At 52.4% G+C, this 21,611-nt stretch carries 20 protein-coding genes; 4 read left to right on the top strand and 16 right to left on the bottom strand.

Going from position 1 to position 21,611, the window contains the following annotated elements:
* Positions 1 to 25 precede the first annotated feature (25 nt).
* The 15 genes from rnhB to rpsB all read right to left on the bottom strand — a co-directional run bounded on the left by rnhB (position 26) and on the right by rpsB (position 15,036).
* Complete coding sequence (gene rnhB, locus E0L21_RS06825) at positions 26 to 622, bottom strand: ribonuclease HII (RefSeq protein ID WP_131407944.1); 597 nt, start codon at positions 620 to 622, stop codon at positions 26 to 28.
* Positions 619 to 1,767 (bottom strand): lipid-A-disaccharide synthase, encoded by a 1,149-nt coding sequence (gene lpxB / locus E0L21_RS06830; RefSeq protein ID WP_131407946.1) that lies wholly within the window; start codon positions 1,765 to 1,767, stop codon positions 619 to 621. The genes rnhB and lpxB overlap by 4 nt, the downstream gene beginning before the upstream one ends.
* Positions 1,767 to 2,555: an acyl-ACP--UDP-N-acetylglucosamine O-acyltransferase gene (gene lpxA, locus E0L21_RS06835; RefSeq protein ID WP_065369271.1), complete on the bottom strand. Its 789-nt coding sequence runs from the start codon at positions 2,553 to 2,555 to the stop codon at positions 1,767 to 1,769. The genes lpxB and lpxA overlap by 1 nt, the downstream gene beginning before the upstream one ends.
* A gap of 3 nt (positions 2,556 to 2,558) precedes the next feature.
* Positions 2,559 to 3,014, bottom strand: a complete 456-nt coding sequence (gene fabZ / locus E0L21_RS06840; RefSeq protein WP_017458006.1) for a 3-hydroxyacyl-ACP dehydratase FabZ — start codon at positions 3,012 to 3,014, stop codon at positions 2,559 to 2,561.
* Positions 3,015 to 3,175: 161 nt separating this feature from the next.
* Positions 3,176 to 4,204, bottom strand: a complete 1,029-nt coding sequence (gene lpxD / locus E0L21_RS06845) for a UDP-3-O-(3-hydroxymyristoyl)glucosamine N-acyltransferase (protein ID WP_020456612.1) — start codon at positions 4,202 to 4,204, stop codon at positions 3,176 to 3,178.
* A 3-nt stretch (positions 4,205 to 4,207) separates the two neighbouring features.
* Positions 4,208 to 4,702 carry a molecular chaperone Skp gene (skp, locus tag E0L21_RS06850; RefSeq protein WP_131407948.1) on the bottom strand — a complete coding sequence of 165 codons (495 nt, stop codon included), beginning with the start codon at positions 4,700 to 4,702 and terminating at the stop codon, positions 4,208 to 4,210.
* 118 nt (positions 4,703 to 4,820) lie between these two features.
* Positions 4,821 to 7,238: an outer membrane protein assembly factor BamA gene (gene bamA / locus E0L21_RS06855; protein WP_131407950.1), complete on the bottom strand. Its 2,418-nt coding sequence runs from the start codon at positions 7,236 to 7,238 to the stop codon at positions 4,821 to 4,823.
* 31 nt (positions 7,239 to 7,269) lie between these two features.
* Positions 7,270 to 8,619 (bottom strand): sigma E protease regulator RseP, encoded by a 1,350-nt coding sequence (gene rseP / locus E0L21_RS06860; protein ID WP_131407952.1) that lies wholly within the window; start codon positions 8,617 to 8,619, stop codon positions 7,270 to 7,272.
* An 11-nt stretch (positions 8,620 to 8,630) separates the two neighbouring features.
* Positions 8,631 to 9,488 (bottom strand): phosphatidate cytidylyltransferase, encoded by an 858-nt coding sequence (gene cdsA / locus E0L21_RS06865; RefSeq protein ID WP_131407954.1) that lies wholly within the window; start codon positions 9,486 to 9,488, stop codon positions 8,631 to 8,633.
* 12 nt (positions 9,489 to 9,500) lie between these two features.
* A complete protein-coding gene (ispU, locus tag E0L21_RS06870; protein ID WP_131407956.1) occupies positions 9,501 to 10,259 on the bottom strand; it encodes a (2E,6E)-farnesyl-diphosphate-specific ditrans,polycis-undecaprenyl-diphosphate synthase in 759 nt (252 codons plus the stop codon).
* Between the two features lie 183 nt (positions 10,260 to 10,442).
* Positions 10,443 to 11,642, bottom strand: a complete 1,200-nt coding sequence (gene ispC / locus E0L21_RS06875) for a 1-deoxy-D-xylulose-5-phosphate reductoisomerase (RefSeq protein ID WP_131407958.1) — start codon at positions 11,640 to 11,642, stop codon at positions 10,443 to 10,445.
* A gap of 97 nt (positions 11,643 to 11,739) precedes the next feature.
* Entirely contained in the window at positions 11,740 to 12,297 is a 558-nt protein-coding gene (gene frr / locus E0L21_RS06880) for a ribosome recycling factor (RefSeq protein ID WP_017457998.1), read from the bottom strand.
* A gap of 149 nt (positions 12,298 to 12,446) precedes the next feature.
* A complete protein-coding gene (gene pyrH / locus E0L21_RS06885; RefSeq protein ID WP_131407959.1) occupies positions 12,447 to 13,172 on the bottom strand; it encodes a UMP kinase in 726 nt (241 codons plus the stop codon).
* 148 nt (positions 13,173 to 13,320) lie between these two features.
* The gene (gene tsf / locus E0L21_RS06890) at positions 13,321 to 14,172 is read right to left on the bottom strand and encodes a translation elongation factor Ts (protein WP_131407961.1); all 852 of its coding nucleotides are present in this window, start codon (positions 14,170 to 14,172) and stop codon (positions 13,321 to 13,323) included.
* 138 nt (positions 14,173 to 14,310) lie between these two features.
* Positions 14,311 to 15,036 carry a 30S ribosomal protein S2 gene (gene rpsB, locus E0L21_RS06895; RefSeq protein ID WP_131407963.1) on the bottom strand — a complete coding sequence of 242 codons (726 nt, stop codon included), beginning with the start codon at positions 15,034 to 15,036 and terminating at the stop codon, positions 14,311 to 14,313.
* Positions 15,037 to 15,345: 309 nt separating this feature from the next.
* Here rpsB and map point away from each other — a divergent pair, with 309 nt between their 5' ends.
* From map to E0L21_RS06915, 4 genes are all read left to right on the top strand, one after another.
* Positions 15,346 to 16,137, top strand: a complete 792-nt coding sequence (map, locus tag E0L21_RS06900; protein WP_131407965.1) for a type I methionyl aminopeptidase — start codon at positions 15,346 to 15,348, stop codon at positions 16,135 to 16,137.
* A 156-nt stretch (positions 16,138 to 16,293) separates the two neighbouring features.
* Positions 16,294 to 18,969 carry a bifunctional uridylyltransferase/uridylyl-removing protein GlnD gene (glnD, locus tag E0L21_RS06905; RefSeq protein WP_131407967.1) on the top strand — a complete coding sequence of 892 codons (2,676 nt, stop codon included), beginning with the start codon at positions 16,294 to 16,296 and terminating at the stop codon, positions 18,967 to 18,969.
* 32 nt (positions 18,970 to 19,001) lie between these two features.
* Entirely contained in the window at positions 19,002 to 19,826 is an 825-nt protein-coding gene (gene dapD / locus E0L21_RS06910) for a 2,3,4,5-tetrahydropyridine-2,6-dicarboxylate N-succinyltransferase (protein ID WP_131407969.1), read from the top strand.
* A gap of 121 nt (positions 19,827 to 19,947) precedes the next feature.
* On the top strand, positions 19,948 to 20,337 hold the full coding sequence (locus E0L21_RS06915; protein WP_017457991.1) for a DUF3461 family protein: 390 nt from the start codon (positions 19,948 to 19,950) through the stop codon (positions 20,335 to 20,337).
* Positions 20,338 to 20,391: 54 nt separating this feature from the next.
* On the opposite strand, the gene cdaR is transcribed toward E0L21_RS06915, so the two are convergent.
* Positions 20,392 to 21,549: a DNA-binding transcriptional regulator CdaR gene (cdaR, locus tag E0L21_RS06920; RefSeq protein ID WP_017457990.1), complete on the bottom strand. Its 1,158-nt coding sequence runs from the start codon at positions 21,547 to 21,549 to the stop codon at positions 20,392 to 20,394.
* Positions 21,550 to 21,611: the final 62 nt, after the last annotated feature.

Here is a 21,611-nt window from a genome sequence, read left to right on the forward strand (position 1 = left end):
CTGGTTTATTTCACGTTCACAAGAATCAGGACGCAAGACCCAACGCGCGTTTGACCGGCGCAAAGCTGCGTCGGTGATGTTCGGTTGCGCCGTGCTCCGCCAGCCTCTCCAGATGGAAAGCCGTAGGATAGCCTTTATGCTGCGCAAAGCCATATTGCGGAAAAATGATATCAAGTTCTGCCATCTCCGCATCGCGGGCCACTTTGGCGAGAATAGACGCGGCGCTAATTTCTGCGACCCGGCTATCGCCTTTTACCACCGCCAGCGAAGGCATCGGTAAAGCCGGACAACGGTTACCATCGATCAGCACAAACTCGGGCGCGATTGCCAGCCCGGCAACGGCGCGCTGCATTGCCAGCATGGTGGCATGCAAAATGTTCAACGCGTCGATTTCATGCGGCTCCGCGCGGCCAAGGCACCAGGCCAGCGCTTTCTCTTTGATCTCATGGCTGAGCGACAAACGGCGTTTTTCGGATAATTTTTTAGAATCGTTCAGACCGACAATAGGACGTTCGGGATCGAGGATCACCGCCGCTGTCACCACCGCCCCCACCAACGGGCCGCGACCGACCTCATCCACACCCGCGACCAAATGCGTATGTGGATAAACAAACTCTATCATTGTGCTAACTCCAGTACGGCGTCAGCCGCCTGTTCATCGGCATTGCAGCGAATCTGCAAATGCAGTTCGCGGAAAATGTCGTGCATCTCGTGGCTGGTTTTACCGTTGGCCAGTAAGGGTTCCAGCGCGGCAGCGAGCGCCTGCGGATGACATTCATCCTGGAGCAACTCTTTAACCAGTTCACGCCCGGCAAGCAAGTTTGGCAGCGAAACATAGGGCGTTTTTACCAGCCGTTTTGCCAGCCAGAAAGTGAATGGTTTCATGCGATAGCCAACTACCATTGGGCATTTCGCCAGCATGCACTCCAGCGCAGCGGTTCCTGAAGCCAGCAGCGCGGCATCTGCGGCGATCATTGCTTCCCGCGCCTGACCATCAAGCATATGCACTGGCAGTTCCGGTGCGATTTCCGCTTTGATGCGTTCAAACTGCTCACGCCGTTTCGCATTAACCAGCGGCACAACCACTTCAAGATCGGGGTAGCGCTCACGCAACAACTGCGCGGTCCGCAGGAAGTCGGCACTCAGCATTTCAACTTCCGCACCGCGACTGCCCGGCAGCAAAGCCAGACAGTGCACGTTATCAGCAATCCCCAAATGCGCCCGCGCCGCGTTCTTATCGGGATCCAGCGGCATGGCATCCGCCATGGTATGGCCGATGAAACGGCACGGCACGTTAAATTTATCGTAAAACGCTTTTTCGAAAGGCAGAAACGCGAGCACCAGATTGGTGGCTCTGCCGATTTTGAAAACGCGTTTTTGTCGCCACGCCCAGACGGACGGACTGACATAATGAATGGTTTTAATACCCTGCTTTTTCAGATTGCCTTCGAGGGTAATATTGAAATCCGGCGCGTCGATACCGACAAACACATCCGGTTTCAGTTCGCTGAATCGACGGGTTAAATCGGCACGGATATGTAGCAAACGGCGCAAGCGACCCAGCACCTCAACGATGCCCATTACCGCCAGCTCTTCCATTTCATACCACGCTTCGCAGCCTTCGGCCTGCATACGCGGCCCTGCGACGCCAACAAAACGCGCGTTCGGCAGGCGAGCTCGCAGCGCACGGATAAGACCGGCCCCAAGAATATCGCCGGAGGTTTCTCCGGCGACGAGGGCTATCGTAAGAGGACGCGCGTCGTTCATTAACGAATCAAACCACGTGTTGAGCGCTCAAAGAACTGCATGAATGCGTCAACTTCCGGGTGCTTAGCAGCAAGCTCAGCAATTTCCGGTTTCGCCTCTTCCAGCGTTTTACCGCTGCGGTACAGCAATTTGTACGCATTACGGATAGCCACTAACGCTTCTCTGCTAAAGCCGCGACGTTTCAGGCCTTCAATGTTCACACCAAACGGCGTGGCATGGTTGCCCTGAGCGATCACGTAAGGCGGTACATCCTGGGCAACACCAGAACAGCCGCCAACCATCACGTGTGCACCGATAATGCAGAACTGATGCACTGCGGTCATGCCGCCGATGATTGCAAAGTCGTCGACGGAAACATGCCCCGCCAGCGTTGCGTTATTTGCGAGGATACAGCGATTTCCAACGGTGCAATCATGCGCAACGTGTGCGTTAATCATCAGCAGGTTATCGCTGCCCACCTTCGTCAACCCACCACCCTGTACTGTGCCACGGTGGATGGTGACGCTTTCGCGGATGCGGTTGCGATCGCCAATTTCCACACGAGTCGGTTCACCAGCATATTTTAAATCCTGGTTAACCTCGCCGATGGAGGCGAACTGATAAATCTCGTTGTCACGACCAATAGTCGTATGACCATTCACGACGACGTGAGATTTCAGTACGGTACCCTCACCAATTTCAACGTGAGGTCCCACAATACAAAATGGGCCAATATGAGCGTTAGCACCGATAACGGCACCGTCTTCAACAATGGCAGTAGGATGAATAAAGGCGGTTTTATCAATCACGTATCAGGCCTCCCGGCTACGTGCACACATCATAGTAGCTTCACAAACAATTTTACCGTCTACCAGCGCAACCCCTTTAAAACGGGTCAGGCCACGGCGGGTTTTTTCGAAAGTGACTTCCATGATCATCTGATCGCCTGGCACAACAGGACGCTTAAAGCGCGCTTCGTCGATACCGGCGAAGTAATACAGCTCACCCGGCTCCAGTTTGCCAACGCTTTTAAACGCCAGAATACCGGTTGCCTGCGCCATTGCTTCAAGAATCAGCACGCCCGGGAAAATCGGTTTGCCAGGGAAGTGTCCCTGGAAAAATGGCTCGTTTACCGAAACATTTTTGACTGCGCGCAGAAAACGACCTTCTTCAAAATCCAGCACACGATCAACCAGTAAGAACGGGTAGCGGTGCGGCAGAAGCTCCAGGATCTCTTCAATGTGCAGAGTATGAGTGTCAGTAGTCAAAATACTCTTCCTGTCCAAATATACTAAAAGGCAATAATAACACGGCCCGCGGCAATCATAAGAATGCCAACAGGCCGGGAAGTATATACACTTTATTCTTCGAGGTGCAGAGGCTTTTCTGTCCCCCGAATTCTTCTGTGTACAAGCGTTATGCGGATGAATTATTCGTCTTGTTGATTAACCTTGCGCTCGATAGCTTTCAGGCGCTTGCTCATATCATCGATATTCATCACCAGGGCTGCGGTTTTTCGCCACACTTTGTTCGGTTGCAACGGAATACCTGAGGAGTAAATACCCGGCTCAGTGATAGGACGCATGACCATCCCCATCCCCGTTACGGTAACCTTGTCGCAAATTTCCATGTGCCCGTTGATTACGCTGGCGCCGCCAATCATGCAATAGCGACCAATTTTCAAACTACCCGCCATGATGACGCCACCGGCAACCGCAGTATTGTCGCCAATCACAACGTTATGTGCAATCTGACACTGGTTATCAATGATGACACCGTTACCAATGCAGGTATCATCCAGCGCACCACGATCAATGGTCGTACATGCGCCGATCTCAACGTTATTACCGATGATGACGCGACCAAGCTGTGGGATTTTAACCCAGTTGCCACGGTCGTTGGCATAGCCAAAGCCATCGGAACCTATCACCGTGCCGGATTGGATCAGGCAATTTTCACCGATCTCAATCTCATGGTAAATGGAGACATTGGCCCACAGACGCGAACCCGCGCCAATTTTTGTATTTTTCCCAACGAAGCAACCCGGACCAATGACGACGTTATCGCCCAGGCTAACGCCAGATTCGATCACGGCGTTTGCGCCAATTGCCACGTTGCTACCCAGCTGAGCCGTTGGATCAATAACTGCTCCAGGCGCGATGTTCTGCGCAGGCTGCGGCGTGGTATCAAGAATTTGCGCCATACGTGCATAGGTCAGGTACGGATTTTTTACGACCAACGCAGCGCTATTGGCAAAGGGAAGGTCGTCCTGCGTCATTACAACGGCAGAGGCCTGACATGCGGTCAGGTGTTCACGGTACTTAGGGTTGACCATGAAAGTGATATGGCCCGCTACGGCAGATTGCATGGACGCAACGCCGGTGATGACGATATCGCCATCACCGTGTAATTCTGCATCCAACTGCTGAGCTAAATCAGCCAGTCGAATTGAAGGCATTACTTATTTAACCTGTTTCAGTACATCAGCGGTGATGTCTTTTACATCGTTGCTGTTGTAAATAACGGCGTTGGAAGGAACAACCAGATCAACACCCTGATCAGAAGCCACTTTTTTCACTGCGGTCTGGATACGAGTCACCAGCTTGCCGCGTTCTTCATTAGAACGACGAGCCTGATCCTGCTCGAAAGCCTGCGCTTTTTGAGCGAATGCCTGACGACCAGTAGCAATGTCTTTTTCCAGCTTGCTACGATCGCTTGCCTTCATCGTGGAACCGTCACGCTGCAAACGCTGTGCTTTTGCTTGCAGGTCGGATTCCATGCTTTGCAGTTCGCTCGCGCGACCGCCGAATTCGTTTTTCATGGTCTGAGAAACGCCGGAAGTCTGCGCAACCTGCTGCAGCAGGCTACCCATATCAACAATCGCAATTTTGTCAGCGGCCTGAGCTGACGCAGCCATTGCCAAACCGAAACCTGCAGCTAATAACAACTTTTTCACAATTAACTCCTTACCATCCCGTTTGTACCCGGAGGTACAGTTCTTTGCGTGGCCGGGCTTTCGATTGAAAGCCTCAGCCATCACTACACTGCTGTGTGCATTCCATTGCAGTACGGCGTTACCAGGTTTTACCAATGTTAAACTGGAACTGTTCCGCTTTGTCTCCATCGTACTTTTTAAACGGCTGGGCGTAGGAGAAAACCAACGGCCCCAATGGGGACATCCATTGTAATGCGATACCGGCAGACATGCGGATATTACTCGGATCGCTATAATCCGGAATGCCCAGCGCTTTCATCTGTGCGGTATTTTGCCAGTTTGTATCCCACACGCTACCCGCATCCCAGAAGAACGAGGTACGCACAGAGTTGGCGTATTTATCACTGATAAACGGCGTCGGTGTAATCAGCTCGGCACTGACAACGCCCATCGCATTACCGCCCACCGCATCATTAGACTTACAGAGTGAGTCTGCAACAGTGTTCTTACAGTTACTCTGGTTGTTCCCGCCGTAGTAAACCGCTTTCGGACCAATATTGTTGGACTGGAAGCCACGTACGGTGCTGGAACCCCCTGCGTAGAAGTTCTCATAGAACGGCAGCTCTTTGCCACCTAAACCGTCACCGTATCCCCAACGTGTACGACCTAAGACCACCCATTTGTGATCATCGTCAATCGGGAAGTAGGAAGCGGTGTCGACAGTGACTTTGTAGAACTCATTATCTGAGCCAGGGACCGTCACTTTACCGTTCAGGTTGACGCGTGAACCTTTCGTCGGGAAATAACCGCGGTCAAGGTTGTTGTAAGTCCAGCCGTAGTTAAAGGTGAAATCGTCCGCCGAGTAGCCATTACTGTCGTTCTGCGTGCTGGCATTCTGCCCCACGGAATCCAGGTAACGCCACATTGCCACCTGCGGTTCCATCTTCGACAGGCTGTTATGAACATAGCCTAAACCAGCGCGTAACGTGTTGTATTCGTTAATCGGGAAACCGAGCGTACCATCAAGACCGTAGCTCTTGTTGGTATAGGACGACAGATCCGCATCATCCGCTTTAAAGTCGTTATAGAAAATACGACCGCCGAGGCTCACACCATCCACCGTAAAGTACGGATTGGTGACGGAGAACTCAGAGTAAGTCTGGTAGTCGTTTTTGGTTCCGCTGATACCAACAGAGTAACCGGTACCTAACCAGTTATCCTGCTGCACGCCAACCTGGAAGCTAACGCCGCTCTCGGTGCCGTAGCCAACGCCGAAGTTAAAGCTACCGGTGTTACGCTCTTTCACCTTATAGACAACATCAACCTGGTCCGGACTGCCCGGGATACGCTGAGTTTCCGTATCTACGGTTTCAAAATAGCCCAGGCGGTTCAGACGCTCTTTACCTTGATCGACCAGATCGCTGCCCAGCCACGCCCCTTCCATCTGACGCATTTCACGGCGCAGAACGGAATCTTTAGAGGTGTCGTTACCTTCAAAGCGGATCTTACGCACGTAGAAGCGGTTGCCAGCATCAACGTTGATATGCAGCTTAACCGTTTTGTCCGCATCGTTGATTTCTGGCTGCGATTGAACACGCGGGTAGGCGTAACCATAGCGACCAAGAAGCTTTTTAATGTCATCTTCCATTTTGGTCACTTTGGCGCCGTTATACAGCTCACCCGGCTCGATTTTCGTCAGGCTTTCAATTTCCGCAGAGTGTCCTGCGAGATTACCGCTAACCTGCACACCTGAGAGTTTGTACTGATCGCCCTCAGTCACGTTAACAGTAATGTAGATGCCTTTTTTGTCCGGCGTCAGGCTAACCTGAGTCGAATCAATATTGAAACGTGCGTAACCGCGATCCAGATAATAGCTACGCAGGGTTTCCAGATCGCCCGCCAGTTTTTGTTTCTGGTATTTACGATCGCCGACAACGTTCCACCACGGCACTTCATCACGCAGCTGGAAAGTGGAGATCAGCTGTTCCGTCGTGAAGGCATGGTTGCCGACAATATTAATCTGTTGAATTTGTGCGGAAACGCCTTCCTGGAAAACCAGCTTCAGGTCAACGCGGTTACGCGGCAATGGGGTGACGACAGCTTTGACGCTGGCGCTGTATTTACCCACGCTGTAGTAGAAATCCTCCAGTCCTTTTTCGATATCGGAGAGGGTGGTGCGATCCAGTGATTCACCCACACGGACGCCAGAAGCTTCAAGGTTCTGTTTCAGCATGTCATCTTTCACCGACTTGTTGCCGGAAAAGGTAATGCTGGCGATTGTCGGGCGTTCTTTCACCTGAACGAGGAGCGTATCACCATCACGCAGGACACGAACATCCTCGAAGTTGCCGGTGGCAAACAACGCGCGAATGGTGTTACTGATATCTTCATCATTCACCGTATCGCCAGGACGAACTGGCATACTGAGGAGGGCCGCACCAACGGCGACACGCTGTAGGCCTTCGAAATGAATATCCTTCACTACGAATCCATCAGCACCGTATACGGTGGCGCTGCTAAACAGCAGCGACGCTATGAGCAACTTTTTCATCGCCATCGTTATTATGCGTTCTTCCTAACAAACTCTCTTACAAGCGAGAGAAATCATTGAAAAGTGCAAGCCCCATTAACAGCACCAGCAAGATAGAGCCAATGCGATAACTAAAGTCTTGAACTCGCTCGGATACCGGTCCGCCCTTCAGCTTCTCAATCGCCAAAAACAGCAGATGCCCGCCGTCAAGAACGGGTAGAGGGAACAGGTTGATGATGCCTAAGTTCACGCTTATCAAAGCAAGGAACATCAGGTAGTAAATCAACCCGAACTCCGCTGACATCCCAGCCCCCTGAGCGATAGAAATCGGCCCACTGAGGTTGTTCAGTTTTACATCACCGGTGATCAATTTCCCCAACATACTGACCGTTAGCTTCATCAACTGCCAGGTTTTATCCGTGGCTTCAACGATGGCACTAAATGGCCCGTACTGGCGTATTGTCTTGTATTCATCTGGCAGTGGGATAATTTTAGGTACCACGCCTGCAAACCCTTCTGCCTTGTTACCGGGCTTTGTGTCCGGTATCAACGTCAAAGACAAGGGTGCCCCTTGTCTTTCCACTTCCAGTGCTAACGACGTACCTGGGTTATCCCGTACCAGCGTAACGAACGTCATCCACTGCGTTAATTGCTGACCATCGACTTTAACGATCCTGTCGCCAGCTTGCAAACCCGCTTTGCTAGCAGCGGAACCGGGTTGCACCTCCGCAAGCACCGGTTCAAGCTGCGCCGCACGGGGACGAATCCCCAGCGACATAACCGGATCGTCTTTATCAGGCGCAAAAGCCCAGTGACGTAAATCCAGCACCTTTTCCTGACGAGTGTTACTGCCGAATGGCGCTACGCTGACGGTCGTCTGGCTATCGCCGATTTTAGACACCAACTGTAAGCGCACAGCATCCCAATCAGGCGTTTCGATGCCATCAATCGCTTTAAGTTCCGTGCCGGGTGCAATTTGCGCGTTTGCAGCGATAGAGTTGGGTGTTATTTCACCAACAACCGGACGAACGCCAGGGACACCGATGATAAATACCAGCCAGTAGGCAAAGATGGCGAAGATAAAGTTAGCGATGGGACCAGCGGCGATAACGGCGGCGCGCTGACCAACCGTTTTATTATTGAAAGCGTAGTGGCGCATTTCCGGCGTAACCGCCTCAACGCGCTCATCCAGCATTTTGACATAACCGCCCAAGGGGATCAGGGCGATGACAAATTCGGTACCGTGTTTGTCGGTGCGGCGCCAGAGCGCTTTACCAAAACCGATGGAAAAGCGCTCAACCCGCACGCCACAGCGGCGAGCAACCCAGAAATGGCCAAATTCATGCACGGTGATCAATACACCAAGCGCAATAACGAACGCCGCCAGATTCCAGAGAATGCTCAGCATAAAACCTTCCGTCAAATCGTCCTGAAAACCAGCAATAACAGGCAGGCAAATACAGGAACTGCCGCTGTCAGGCTGTCAATGCGATCCAGTATACCGCCATGACCCGGAATAAGATGCCCACTATCTTTAATTCCGGCTTCACGCTTGAACATACTTTCCGTGAGATCGCCCAACACTGAGGCTAACGCTGCGACCACCGAACAAATGAAGAGCGTAGATGAGGTCACATCCAGATTCGCCCATGCGCCGTAACCCCAGGAGATAATACCTGCAGTTAGCAGCCCCCCCAGGAAACCTTGCCAGGTTTTCCCCGGCGAGACTTTCGGTGCAAGTTTATGTTTGCCAAACAGTTTGCCAAACATATAAGCGCCTGAATCTGCTCCCCAAACGAGGATCATAACGTACAGCAACCACAGCGCGCCGCTGTAGTGGTTTACATCGTAATGCCACACACGCAGCGCCAGCATGCCCCAGAAAAAAGGGATAATCGTCAAAACACCGAAAATCAGGCGCAAAATTTTAGAGTGGCGCCACGCTGCGGCGGATGACGGGTAACTTAGTACCAGCACCAACGCAACCAACCACCAGGCCAGAGAAGCCCAGAGCGAGATCGTCACCAACGGGTGGTGGGTATTATGATGATATTCCGGCAATGTAAGCAGCATAAGAGCGAGCAAAAACCCGCATAATACTGCCAACCAAACCCGCTGAGTCCGGGAAGTAAAGCCGCTCAGTTGCCCCCACTCCCACGCAGCGAGCATGCAAACGGCGAGCGTAACGATCGCGAATCCCACCGGCGGCAGCAAAAAAAGTGCTGCAATAACAATGGGTATCAACACAAAAGCAGAAATCAGGCGATACTTCAGCAAAAGCAACCCCCATCAGGCTTTGTCGCCACCTGGCTCGGTACCGCCGAAACGACGCTCTCGATTGGCAAAGGCATGCAGCGCACCTTCAAAGTCTTGTTCATCAAAATCGGGCCAAAGAACATCAGTAAAGTAAAGTTCGGCATAGGCAATTTGCCAAAGTAAAAAATTACTTATGCGATGTTCCCCACCAGTCCTAATCACTAAATCCACAGGAGCCAGCTCATGCATGCAGACTTGCTTATTGAGCGTTTCTTCATCAATTTGATCCGGGCGTAAAAGCCCTTCCTGCACCTGCTCGGCAAGCTGCCGGACTCCCTGTACAATATCCCAACGTCCACCATAGTTCGCTGCGATATTCAGCGTCAGCCCGGTGTTCTGGGCAGTTAACGCTTCCGCTTTGCGGATTCTCTCCTGCAAACGCGTATTAAAACGACTGGTATCGCCAATAATGCGTAAACGCACATTATGACGGTGCAGGCTCTTTACTTCGCTATCCAGCGCCCACACAAACAACTCCATCAGCGCGCTCACTTCCTGCGCCGGGCGATTCCAGTTCTCGCTACTAAAAGCATAAAGCGTCAGCGCGTCGATACCATTATTGGCGGCAAAAGAGACCGCACGACGTACAGACTTCGCTCCGGCCCGATGACCAAAAGCCCGGAGTTTCCCTTGTCTTTTCGCCCAGCGACCATTGCCATCCATAATTATCGCTACATGACGGCAGCCATGCGTTGGCAAATTTTCGCTTATCGGTTGGTTAGCAGACAACATAACGCGTTTTAGTCCCTGAAAAGGATTTAGCGGTACTCAGGAATACAAAAGCCTTTACGCAAAAAAGCCGTGTAAACCACGGCTTACACCAAACGCCATAATACAAACTGGCAATTTTGTGGCGCAGACTATATCACCGAAGCCCAACGCTAACAAATAGCACCGTCACTCATCGCTGTAATATCACTGGCTTGCGAGGCGCATCACTTGTTTTTGCGCAACGTCTCGTGCCTGTGCATCTACAGCCAGCACGTCATCAATGCTCTGCGGTTCGCGCAAATCCATCTGTTCAAGCACAGAAAGATTTAGGGCGGCAATATCTGTGAAACGGATAGCAGATGCCAGGAATGCCGAAACAGTTACCTCATTCGCCGCGTTGAGCGCTGTTGTTGCCGCCTGGCCTTCGTCGGAAGCATCAATGGCCAGCTTCAGGCAAGGATAGCGGTCAAAATCAGGCTCCGCGAAACTTAACGAACTGAGTTTGCAAAAATCGAGGGCATTAACACCTGACGGCACTCGTTCCGGCCAGGCCATCGTATGTGCGATGGGCGTACGCATATCCGGCTCACCCAGTTGTGCCAACACACTGCCATCCTGATAACGAACCATGGAGTGGATCACCGATTGCGGGTGAATCAACACTTCCATCTGGCGGGCAGAGGCATTAAACAACCAGCGCGCTTCAATGTATTCCAGACCTTTATTCATCATAGTGGCGGAGTCAACGGAGATCTTGCGCCCCATTGACCAGTTCGGGTGCCGACACGCCTGATCCGGCGTCATTGCGGCCAGATCGGAAAGCGGTGTCTCCCGGAACGGGCCACCAGACCCTGTAAGCAGAATTGACGAAACGCCATTCTGCTCCAGATCAGCGTACCCCAGGTTATGTTGAATTGTTTCCGGTAAACTCTGAAAAATAGCGTTATGCTCGCTGTCTACCGGCAAAAGCTGCGCCCCACTTTCCTTCACCGCATCCATAAACAGACGGCCGCAGGTCACCAGAGCCTCTTTATTCGCCAGCAGCACCGTTTTCCCGGCGCGAATAGCGGCAAGCGTGGGTACCAGGCCCGCAGCACCCACAATGGCCGCCATCACCTGATCGACACCGCTCAGCGCCGCCATTTCACAGGCTGCCTGTTGACCGCTCAGCACTTCTGTTTGGCTACCATGCTCCCGCAAAGCGCGCTTTACCTGTTGCGCACTCTCTTCATCGTCCATCACCGCAAATTTGGGAGAAAACTCAAGGCACTGCTCAACCATGCGGGTAACATTTTTACCGGCAACCAGTGCAGTAACGGAGAAACGATCGGGATTGTGGCGAACCACGGCCAGCGTGCTGCAACCAATAGAACCCGTTGAGCCCAGAAGAGTTAAATGCTTCATGAAACGCTCGCAACATTGCAAGGATAAAAAGCAAAACGCCGCCAGCAAAGCCACCTTCGCGGCTCTCTGTACGGCGTTTTAGTCGGTTTGTTTCGAATCAGAACTGCATCAGTTCCGCTTCTTTGTCCGCCAGCGCCGCATCCACTTTTTTGATTGCAGCATCGGTCAGCTTCTGTACGTCATCCTGAGAACGACGATCGTCGTCTTCACTGATTTCTTTATCTTTCAGCAGCGCTTTCACTTTATCGTTCGCGTCACGACGAACGTTACGTACAGCCACACGCGCTTGTTCAGCTTCGCCACGTACGACTTTGATCAGATCTTTACGACGCTCTTCCGTCAGTGCCGGCAGCGGAACGCGAATGTCGCTGCCCGCAGAGCTCGGGTTTAAACCAAGATCAGAGGTCAGAATCGCTTTTTCAACAGCCGGGCTCATTGAGCGGTCAAACACGTTGATTTTCAGCGTACGGGAGTCTTCAACGGTAACGCTAGCCAGTTGGCGCAGCGGAGTCGGCGTACCGTAGTATTCCACAACGATGCCATCCAGCAGGCTCGGGGAAGCGCGGCCAGTGCGTACTTTGCTGATTTGAGTTTTGAACGCTTCGACGCATTTATCCATGCGCACTTCAGCATCTTTTCTGATATCGCTAATCACGTTACGGATCCTTGAAATCTTGTCGCAGGCAGGCCATACGGCGGGTGTGCTAAGTATAGCCGGTTCAATTTATGGCACCCTGAAGATGCCAGAATGAGCTGCTCAATAAATTAAAGCGGAATCTTACCTTTATTTATTGCTTACGGGAATTATTCCGTAATCAATGTGCCTTCTTTTTCGCCCATGACGACGCGACGCAGCGCGCCAGGTTTATTCATGTTGAACACGCGAATCGGCAGTTTATGGTCGCGAGCCAGCGTAAAGGCCGCCAGATCCATTACTTTCAGTTCCTTTTCCAGTACTTCGCTGTAGCTCAGTTGCTCGCACAGCGTGGCGGTAGGATCGAGTACCGGATCGGCAGTAAACACGCCGTCCACTTTCGTGGCTTTCAGCACCACATCCGCTTCAATCTCAATGCCGCGCAGGCATGCAGCGGAATCGGTCGTAAAGAACGGGTTACCCGTACCAGCGCTGAAAATTACCACGCGGTTGTTGCGCAGCAGGCTAATCGCCTCTGCCCAGCTGTAGTTGTCGCAAACGCCATTTAACGGGAACGCGGACATCAGACGTGCGTTCACATAGGCACGATGCAGCGCATCACGCATTGCCAGGCCGTTCATCACGGTTGCCAGCATACCCATGTGGTCGCCCACTACGCGGTTCATCCCCGCTTTCGCCAGACCCGCCCCACGGAACAGGTTGCCACCACCAATCACCACGCCAACCTGAACACCCAGTTCGACCAGCTCTTTAATTTCCTGCGCCATACGGTCAAGGATGCTTGCGTCAATACCGAAGCCTTCGGATCCCTGGAGCGCTTCACCGCTCAGCTTAAGCAGAATGCGTTTGTAGACGGGTTTTGCATTGGTAGCCATGTTTCTTTCCTGAGACTGTCAACAATTGGACGGGGGTTAATACCGGCGCTTATGATACGTCGCCTGCCAGCGCAAACACTAGTGTGCTGGCTGATTTTCAGATGAAGGGCATAAAAAGAAGCCGCCCTCAGGCGGCTCCTTTTATTGATTAAGACTGCTTGGACATTGCAGCAACTTCTGCTGCGAAGTCAGTCTCAACTTTCTCGATGCCTTCGCCCACTTCGAAGCGGATGAAGCCAGTTACGTCAGCGTTGTGTTCTTTCAGCAGCTGAGCAACAGATTTGCTCGGATCCATAACGAAAGGCTGGCCAGTCAGAGAAACTTCGCCGGTGAATTTCTTCATGCGGCCTTCAACCATTTTCTCTGCGATTTCTTTCGGTTTGCCAGACTGCATGGCGATGTCCAGCTGAACCTGGTACTCTTTTTCTACCACGTCAGCGGATACGTCTTCCGGTTTAACGAATTCCGGCTTGCTTGCCGCGATGTGCATTGCCAGCTGTTTAACCAGCTCGTCATCAGCGCCTTTAGCCGCAACCAGAACACCGATACGCGCGCCATGCTGGTAAGAACCCAGAACGTCGCCTTCCAGCGCGGAAACGCGACGGATGTTGATGTTCTCACCGATTTTAGCAACCAGTGCAACGCGCTCTTCTTCGAACTGCGCTTTCAGAACTTCAACGTCGGTGATTTTGCCAGCAACAGCTGCGTCCAGAACTTTGTTCGCAAATGCCTGGAAACCACCGTCTTTTGCCACGAAGTCAGTCTGGCAGTTAACTTCCAGAATGATGCCGTAGGTGCCGTCGATTTTGGTGATGATCACGCCGTCAGCAGCAACGTTGCCTGCTTTTTTCGCCGCTTTGATCGCACCAGACTTACGCATGTTCTCGATTGCCAGCTCAATGTCGCCGTTCGCTTCAGTCAGCGCTTTTTTGCAATCCATCATGCCTGCGCCAGTACGTTCACGCAGCTCTTTTACCAGGGATGCGGTAATTTCAGCCATTCTTTATTCCTCGGGAGAGATATGACCTGCACGGTTTGCAACCAAACAGGCTTAAAAGTGAAAAAGGGGGCCATTGACAGGCCCCCTAACCAAACTCGGTACTACCTGCTCAATAAGGGGCTCAAAGAGCGTGCCTTATTACTCAGCTTCTACGAAGCTTTCTTCCGCCTGAGTAGCCAGATCCGAAGAACGGCCTTCACGAACGGTAGCAGCAACGGCATTCAGGTACAGGCTAACAGCACGGATTGCGTCATCGTTACCCGGGATAACGAAGTCAACGCCGTCCGGATCGGAGTTGGTATCAACGATAGCAAATACCGGGATGCCCAGGTTGTTTGCTTCTTTGATTGCGATGTGCTCGTGGTCAGCGTCGATAACAAACAGTGCGTCCGGCAGGCCGCCCATGTCTTTGATACCGCCCAGGCTGTTTTCCAGCTTCTCCAGCTCACGAGTGCGCATCAGCGCTTCTTTCTTGGTCAGCTTGTCGAAGGTACCGTCTTGAGACTGAGTTTCCAGGTCTTTCAGACGTTTGATGGACTGACGAACGGTTTTCCAGTTAGTCAGCATACCGCCCAGCCAGCGATGGTTCACGAAGAATTGATCGCAGTTCAGTGCAGCGTCTTTCACCGCTTCGCTTGCAGCGCGTTTAGTACCAACGATCAGGATCTTGCCTTTACGAGAAGCAATTTTGTTCAGCTCAGCCAGCGCTTCGTTGAACATTGGTACAGTTTTCTCAAGGTTGATGATGTGAACTTTGTTACGCGCACCGAAGATGAACGGCTTCATTTTCGGGTTCCAGTAACGGGTCTGGTGACCAAAGTGAACACCAGCCTTGAGCATGTCGCGCATGGAAACAGTTGCCATGTTTAAAACCTCTATATAAAAGTTGGGGTTAAGCCTCCACGCATCCCATATTACCGACCCCGAAGGGCACCCCGGAATATGTGCCGATACGTGTGTGTTATTACACAAAGTGAGATTTGTGGCTCCCATCCCAAAACAGGAACGGAAGTCCGGCGCGCTTTATATCATAAAACACCGCCGGAAACCAATAGTTGTTGACGCTGGGTGCCGTTAATGATTCTCAATTTGGCACAACGCTTGCCCGACTGTTACCATTGACAACACTAATCCTGGTATAGTCGAAAAAATCGACACTGATGGACACATTCCATGGCTATCTCTATTAAGACACCTGAAGAAATTGAAAAAATGCGCGTCGCGGGCCGACTCGCCGCCGAAGTGCTGGAAATGATTGAACCGTACATTAAGCCGGGCGTCAGCACGGGCGAACTCGATCGTATCTGCAACGACTACATCGTCAAAGAGCAGCATGCCATTTCCGCCTGCCTTGGTTATCACGGCTTTCCGAAATCGGTTTGCATCTCTATTAACGAAGTGGTGTGTCACGGTATTCCGGATGACGAAAAACTGTTGAAAGATGGCGATATCGTCAACATCGACGTAACCGTAATTAAAGACGAATACCACGGCGATACCTCCAAAATGTTTATCGTCGGTAAGCCGACCATTCTGGGTGAGCGCCTGTGTCGCGTAACTCAGGAGAGTCTCTACCTGGCGCTGCGCATGGTCAAGCCGGGCATTCGCCTGCGTACGCTGGGTGCCGCTATTCAGAAATATGTTGAAGGCGAAGGCTTCTCTGTGGTGCGTGAATATTGCGGTCACGGTATTGGTCGCGGCTTCCATGAAGAACCGCAGGTGCTGCACTATGATGCAGACGATAGCGGCGTGATGTTGCAGGCAGGTATGACCTTCACTGTCGAGCCGATGGTTAACGCGGGCGATTACCGCATTCGCACCATGAAAGATGGCTGGACGGTCAAAACCAAAGACCGCAGCCTGTCCGCTCAGTATGAGCACACCATTGTGGTTACCGAAACCGGCTGTGAGATCCTGACGCTGCGCAAAGATGACACCATCGACGCCGTACTGACCGCCGCCTGATTCTGACATTGCCAAACGCGATAAACGGTCCGCTTTGCGGGCCGTTTTTTTTACCGTTTTCCCGTTGTTACGTCATACATATAAACGACTTTTCATTTTTCATTATCTCTTTTAAGTTGTGTTGCTATGCATATGCATTCCAGACGGGTGGCCATAATGAGCAACATCACTACAGAACAATTTGTCAGCGCAGTACAACCCACCCTTCCCGGCCAGCCAGAATATCCAGGGGTTTGGTCACAAGACGAATTTCAGTGCGCAAATATCAAAGCGCGTATCGAGGCTTTCCAGCAGTGGCTGGGGCATGTCTTTGACGCCGGTATCTCAGCCGAACAATTAATCGAAGCGCGTACCGAGTTTATTGATCAACTCCTGCAACGCTTATGGCTGGAGTACGGTTTTGGCGACGTCAGCGATACCGCGCTGGTTGCAGTGGGCGGTTACGGTCGCGGTGAGCTGCATCCGTTATCGGATATTGATTTACTGATCCTCAGCCGCACCAAACTTTCTGACGAGCAAGCGCAGAAGATTGGCGAACTGCTCACGCTGCTGTGGGATGTCAAACTCGAAGTAGGACACAGCGTTCGTACGCTGGATGAGTGCTTACAGGAAGGATTATCGGATCTCACTGTCGCGACCAATTTGATTGAGTCGCGACTGCTGATTGGCGATGTTGCACTGTTTCTGGAACTGCAAAAGCATATTTTTAGCGACAACTTCTGGCCGTCGGAAACCTTTTTTCCGGCAAAAGTGGCGGAACAAAACGAGCGCCACCAGCGTTATCACGGTACCAGTTACAACCTGGAACCAGACATAAAAAGCAGCCCTGGCGGTCTGCGCGATATTCACACCCTGCAATGGGTTGCCCGCCGTCACTTTGGTGCCACCTCACTGGATGAAATGGTTGGCTTTGGCTTTCTGACGGAAGCAGAGCGCAATGAGCTGAACGAGTGCCTGCACCTGCTGTGGCGCATCCGCTTCGCGCTGCACCTGGAAGTGAGCCGCTACGATAATCGCCTGCTGTTCGACCGCCAATTGAGCGTGGCGCAGCGTCTGAATTATGTCGGTGAAGGCAACCAGCCCGTCGAACATATGATGAAGGATTTTTTCCGCGTCACCCGCCGTGTCGGAGAGTTGAACCAGATGCTGTTACAGCTGTTCGATGAAGCGATTCTGGCGCTGACCACCGACGAGAAACCGCGCCCAATTGACGATGAATTTCAACTGCGCGGTTCGCTTATCGACCTGCGTGACGAAACGCTGTTTATCCGTGAGCCGCAGGCCATCCTGCGCATGTTTTATATTATGGTGCGCAACAGCACCATTACCGGCATCTACTCCACCACGCTGCGCCACTTACGCCACGCCCGCCGCCATCTGACGCAGCCGCTGTGCTATATCGCTGAAGCTCGCTCTATTTTCCTCAGCATGTTGCGCCATCCAGGTGCCGTCAGCCGTGGTCTGCTGCCGATGCACCGCCACAGCGTATTGTGGGCTTATATGCCACAGTGGTCGCACATCGTCGGCCAGATGCAGTTTGACCTGTTCCACGCCTATACCGTCGATGAACACACCATTCGCGTGTTGCTGAAGCTGGAAAGTTTTGCCAAAGAAGAAACGCGCAATAAACACCCTTTATGCGTGGAACTGTGGCCACGTTTAACCCACCCGGAGCTGATCCTGATTGCGGCGTTGTTCCATGATATCGCCAAAGGCCGTGGCGGCGACCACTCCGTGTTGGGCGCGCAGGATGTGCTGAAATTCGCTGAATTACATGGGCTTAATTCACGCGAAACACAGCTGGTCGCCTGGCTGGTGCGCCATCACCTGTTAATGTCGGTCACTGCCCAGCGCCGTGATATTCAGGATCCGGAAGTGATCAAACAGTTTGCCGAAGAAGTGCAGACGGAAAATCGCCTGCGCTTCCTTGTCTGCCTGACCGTGGCGGATATTTGTGCCACCAACGAAACCCTGTGGAACAGTTGGAAGCAGAGCTTGCTGCGCGAGCTCTATTTCGCAACTGAAAAACAGCTGCGTCGCGGTATGCAAAACACACCGGACATGCGCGAACGCGTGCGTCATCACCAGCTTCAGGCGCTGGCATTGTTGCGCATGGACAATATTGATGAAGAGCAGTTGCATCAGATTTGGGCGCGCTGTCGGGCGAACTATTTTGTTCGTCACAGCCCAAACCAGCTCGCTTGGCATGCGCGGCACTTGCTGCAGCATGATCTGAGCAAGCCGATGATTTTGCTCAGCCCACAGGCTACGCGCGGCGGCACTGAGATCTTTATCTGGAGCCCGGATCGCCCCTATCTGTTTGCGGCGGTGTGCGCCGAGCTGGATCGGCGCAACCTGAGCGTCCACGACGCGCAAATTTTTACCACCCGCGACGGTATGGCAATGGATACCTTTATTGTGCTGGAACCGGACGGTAGCCCGCTCTCCGCCGATCGCCACGACGCAATATGTTTCGGGCTGGAACAGGCCATTACGCAACACACCTGGCAAGCACCACAACCGCGCCGCCAGGCTGCAAAATTGCGCCATTTTACCGTCGATACCGAAGTGAATTTCCTGCCGACACATACCGACAGAAAATCGTTTCTTGAATTGATTGCCCTTGACCAGCCAGGGCTGCTTGCCCGCGTCGGGCAAGTGTTTGCGGATCTGGGAATTTCGCTGCACGGGGCGAGAATTACAACCATTGGTGAGCGAGTAGAAGATTTATTTATAATCGCGACTGCCGACCGGCGTGGCCTTAATAATGCGCTGCAACAGGAGGTACAACAACGGTTGACAGAGGCCCTCAATCCAAACGATAAAGGGTGATTATTTTTTTACACAGATGGAAAGAGTTAACAATGCAGCAGTTACAGAACGTTATTGAAGCCGCTTTCGAGCGTCGCGCAGAGATCACACCGGCAAATGCCGATACCGTTACCCGTGAAGCGGTGAATCAGGTTATTGCCCTGCTCGATTCCGGCGCGCTTCGCGTCGCAGAAAAAATCGATGGTCAGTGGGTCACCCACCAGTGGCTGAAGAAAGCGGTTCTGCTCTCTTTCCGCATTAACGATAACCAAGTTATCGATGGTGCGGAAAGCCGCTACTTCGATAAAGTCCCGATGAAATTCGCCGACTACGATGCAGCGCGTTTCCAGAAAGAAGGTTTCCGCGTCGTGCCGCCAGCAGCGGTGCGCCAGGGCGCGTTTATCGCCCGCAATACCGTGCTGATGCCGTCTTATGTCAATATCGGTGCCTACGTTGATGAAGGCACTATGGTAGATACTTGGGCGACCGTCGGCTCTTGTGCGCAAATCGGTAAAAATGTTCACCTCTCCGGTGGCGTAGGTATTGGCGGTGTTCTGGAACCGCTACAGGCAAACCCGACTATCATTGAAGATAACTGCTTTATCGGCGCACGCTCTGAAGTGGTAGAAGGTGTTATCGTTGAAGAAGGTTCTGTTATCTCGATGGGTGTATACATCGGTCAAAGCACGCGTATTTACGATCGTGAAACCGGCGAAGTGCATTATGGCCGCGTACCGGCGGGCTCAGTGGTTGTTTCCGGCAACCTGCCGTCTAAAGGTGGCAAATACAGCCTGTATTGCGCGGTAATTGTGAAAAAAGTGGATGCGAAAACGCGCGGCAAAGTCGGTATTAACGAACTGCTGCGCACCATCGACTAAATCTGTCCCTCTTCCTGTCTGGAAGAGGGTGATATATCCCGCCTTTTTTGCATTCACAGGTGGCAAAAATAGATTTTTTCGTTAATTATTCATAGGTTATGTTGAGCTTAAGGGTACCGCTATGTACGATAATCTGAAAAGTTTAGGCATTACCAATCCCGATGAAATCGACCGCTATAGCCTCCGCCAGGAAGCGAATAACGATATTCTGAAAATCTATTTTCATAAGGATAAAGGCGAGTTTTTTGCCAAGAGCGTCAAATTCAAATACCCGCGTCAGCGTAAAACCGTTGTCGCCGACGGCGTTGGTCAAGGGTATAAAGAGGTGCAGGAAATCAGCCCGAACCTGCGCTATGTAATTGATGAATTGGATCAAATCTGCCAGCGCGATCGCACGGAAGTGGATCTGAAACGTAAGATCCTGGACGATCTGCGTCACCTGGAAAGCGTTGTTACCAACAAGATCAACGAAATCGAGTCCGATCTTGAAAAGCTAACGCGCGGGAAGTAAAGCGCGGGGGTCAATCGCATTGTGCCGGGCTAATTACCCGGCACAACATTATTATTAATGCTGTTCGTCTAACTGCAGCGCCACATACAGCAGCAGCCTGTCATCGAAGTTCCCCAAATCCAGCCCGGTCAGTTCCGAGATTCGGTTCAAACGATACTCCAGCGTATTGCGATGAATAAACAACGCCTTAGACGTTGCCAGCGGCTGCACATTGTGGCGAAACCACGCCGCCAGCGTGCGACGCAGCAGGCCGTTATTATCCATCGCTTTTAACCGCGACAACGGACGCGCCAATTCATTGGCTTGCCAACCGCCGCGCAGGCTGTCGAGAAGCACCGGCAACATCAAATCCTGGTAAAAATAGCTACGGCTTTCCGGCATACGCTGTTTCCCCACCATCATGGTGGTGCGCGCCGTACGGTAAGAACGGGCAATACTGCCAGGACCAGTGAAGTAATTGCCCAGCGAAACGCGAAAACGCAACTGGCCGTTCTCTTTCATACGCGTGATCAGCTGCTCCACCCGCTTACGGTGATCTTCCGCATCCCAGCGACCAAACTGGTTAAGCGCCGGTTTCAGCACCACCATTTCGGTCAACGAAACAATGGCAATCAGGTTGTTGCGCTCGGGTGTGGTAAGGGCGTTTTGCAGTTGCTGCAACTCGGCCATGGCACTATCCACGCCCAACTGGCCGCTGTCCACTTCCACCACCGCCACCACGCGCGGCTGGTTTAAATCAATGCCTAAACGCTGCGCCCATTCGGTCAATGCCGGCGTGTGCTCTTCCGCCTGAATCAGGTTCATGACTAACTCTTCACGCAGGCGGCTATCCTGCGCCAACAGATGCATCAGGCGGGATTGTTCCAGCATCATCTCGGCGGTCATGCAGACTAATTCGCCGTATTTGCGCAACGTCTCCGGTTCACCCGTCAGGCCAATAACGCCCACGATTTCCCCCTCAAGACGTAACGGCAGGTTGATGCCCTGACGCACACCGTGCAGATGGCGAGCAACCGCATCGTCGATATCCACCACGCGGCCTTGCGAGAGCACCAGTAGCGCGCCTTCGTGCAATTCACCAATTCGTTCGCGGTCGCCGCTACCAATGATGCGACCCCGTGCATCCATCACGTTAATGTTCGTATCAATGATGCGCATCGTGCGCGCCACGATATCCTGTGCCATTTTGGTATCAAGATGCCAGCCAGCCATGTAACCCTCCCGTGTGCAGAGCCCAAGCATAGGGAAGAAAATTAGCGCACGCACTGTGCAAA

It is taken from the genome of Kosakonia quasisacchari (genome assembly GCF_004331415.1).
In the GTDB taxonomy this organism is placed as follows: Bacteria; Pseudomonadota; Gammaproteobacteria; order Enterobacterales; family Enterobacteriaceae; genus Kosakonia; species Kosakonia quasisacchari.

Excerpts from the sequence above, each read along its gene's own strand:
- rnhB (WP_131407944.1), bottom strand. The coding sequence starts at position 622 with ATGATAGAGTTTGTTTATCCACATACGCATTTGGTCGCGGGTGTGGAT.
- lpxB (WP_131407946.1), bottom strand. The coding sequence starts at position 1,767 with ATGAACGACGCGCGTCCTCTTACGATAGCCCTCGTCGCCGGAGAAACC.
- lpxD (WP_020456612.1), bottom strand. The coding sequence starts at position 4,204 with ATGCCTTCAATTCGACTGGCTGATTTAGCTCAGCAGTTGGATGCAGAA.
- bamA (WP_131407950.1), bottom strand. The coding sequence starts at position 7,238 with ATGGCGATGAAAAAGTTGCTCATAGCGTCGCTGCTGTTTAGCAGCGCC.
- rseP (WP_131407952.1), bottom strand. The coding sequence starts at position 8,619 with ATGCTGAGCATTCTCTGGAATCTGGCGGCGTTCGTTATTGCGCTTGGT.
- ispU (WP_131407956.1), bottom strand. The coding sequence starts at position 10,259 with ATGTTGTCTGCTAACCAACCGATAAGCGAAAATTTGCCAACGCATGGC.
- ispC (WP_131407958.1), bottom strand. The coding sequence starts at position 11,642 with ATGAAGCATTTAACTCTTCTGGGCTCAACGGGTTCTATTGGTTGCAGC.
- pyrH (WP_131407959.1), bottom strand. The coding sequence starts at position 13,172 with ATGGCTACCAATGCAAAACCCGTCTACAAACGCATTCTGCTTAAGCTG.
- tsf (WP_131407961.1), bottom strand. The coding sequence starts at position 14,172 with ATGGCTGAAATTACCGCATCCCTGGTAAAAGAGCTGCGTGAACGTACT.
- rpsB (WP_131407963.1), bottom strand. The coding sequence starts at position 15,036 with ATGGCAACTGTTTCCATGCGCGACATGCTCAAGGCTGGTGTTCACTTT.
- map (WP_131407965.1), top strand. The coding sequence starts at position 15,346 with ATGGCTATCTCTATTAAGACACCTGAAGAAATTGAAAAAATGCGCGTC.
- glnD (WP_131407967.1), top strand. The coding sequence starts at position 16,294 with ATGAGCAACATCACTACAGAACAATTTGTCAGCGCAGTACAACCCACC.
- dapD (WP_131407969.1), top strand. The coding sequence starts at position 19,002 with ATGCAGCAGTTACAGAACGTTATTGAAGCCGCTTTCGAGCGTCGCGCA.
- E0L21_RS06915 (WP_017457991.1), top strand. The coding sequence starts at position 19,948 with ATGTACGATAATCTGAAAAGTTTAGGCATTACCAATCCCGATGAAATC.
- cdaR (WP_017457990.1), bottom strand. The coding sequence starts at position 21,549 with ATGGCTGGCTGGCATCTTGATACCAAAATGGCACAGGATATCGTGGCG.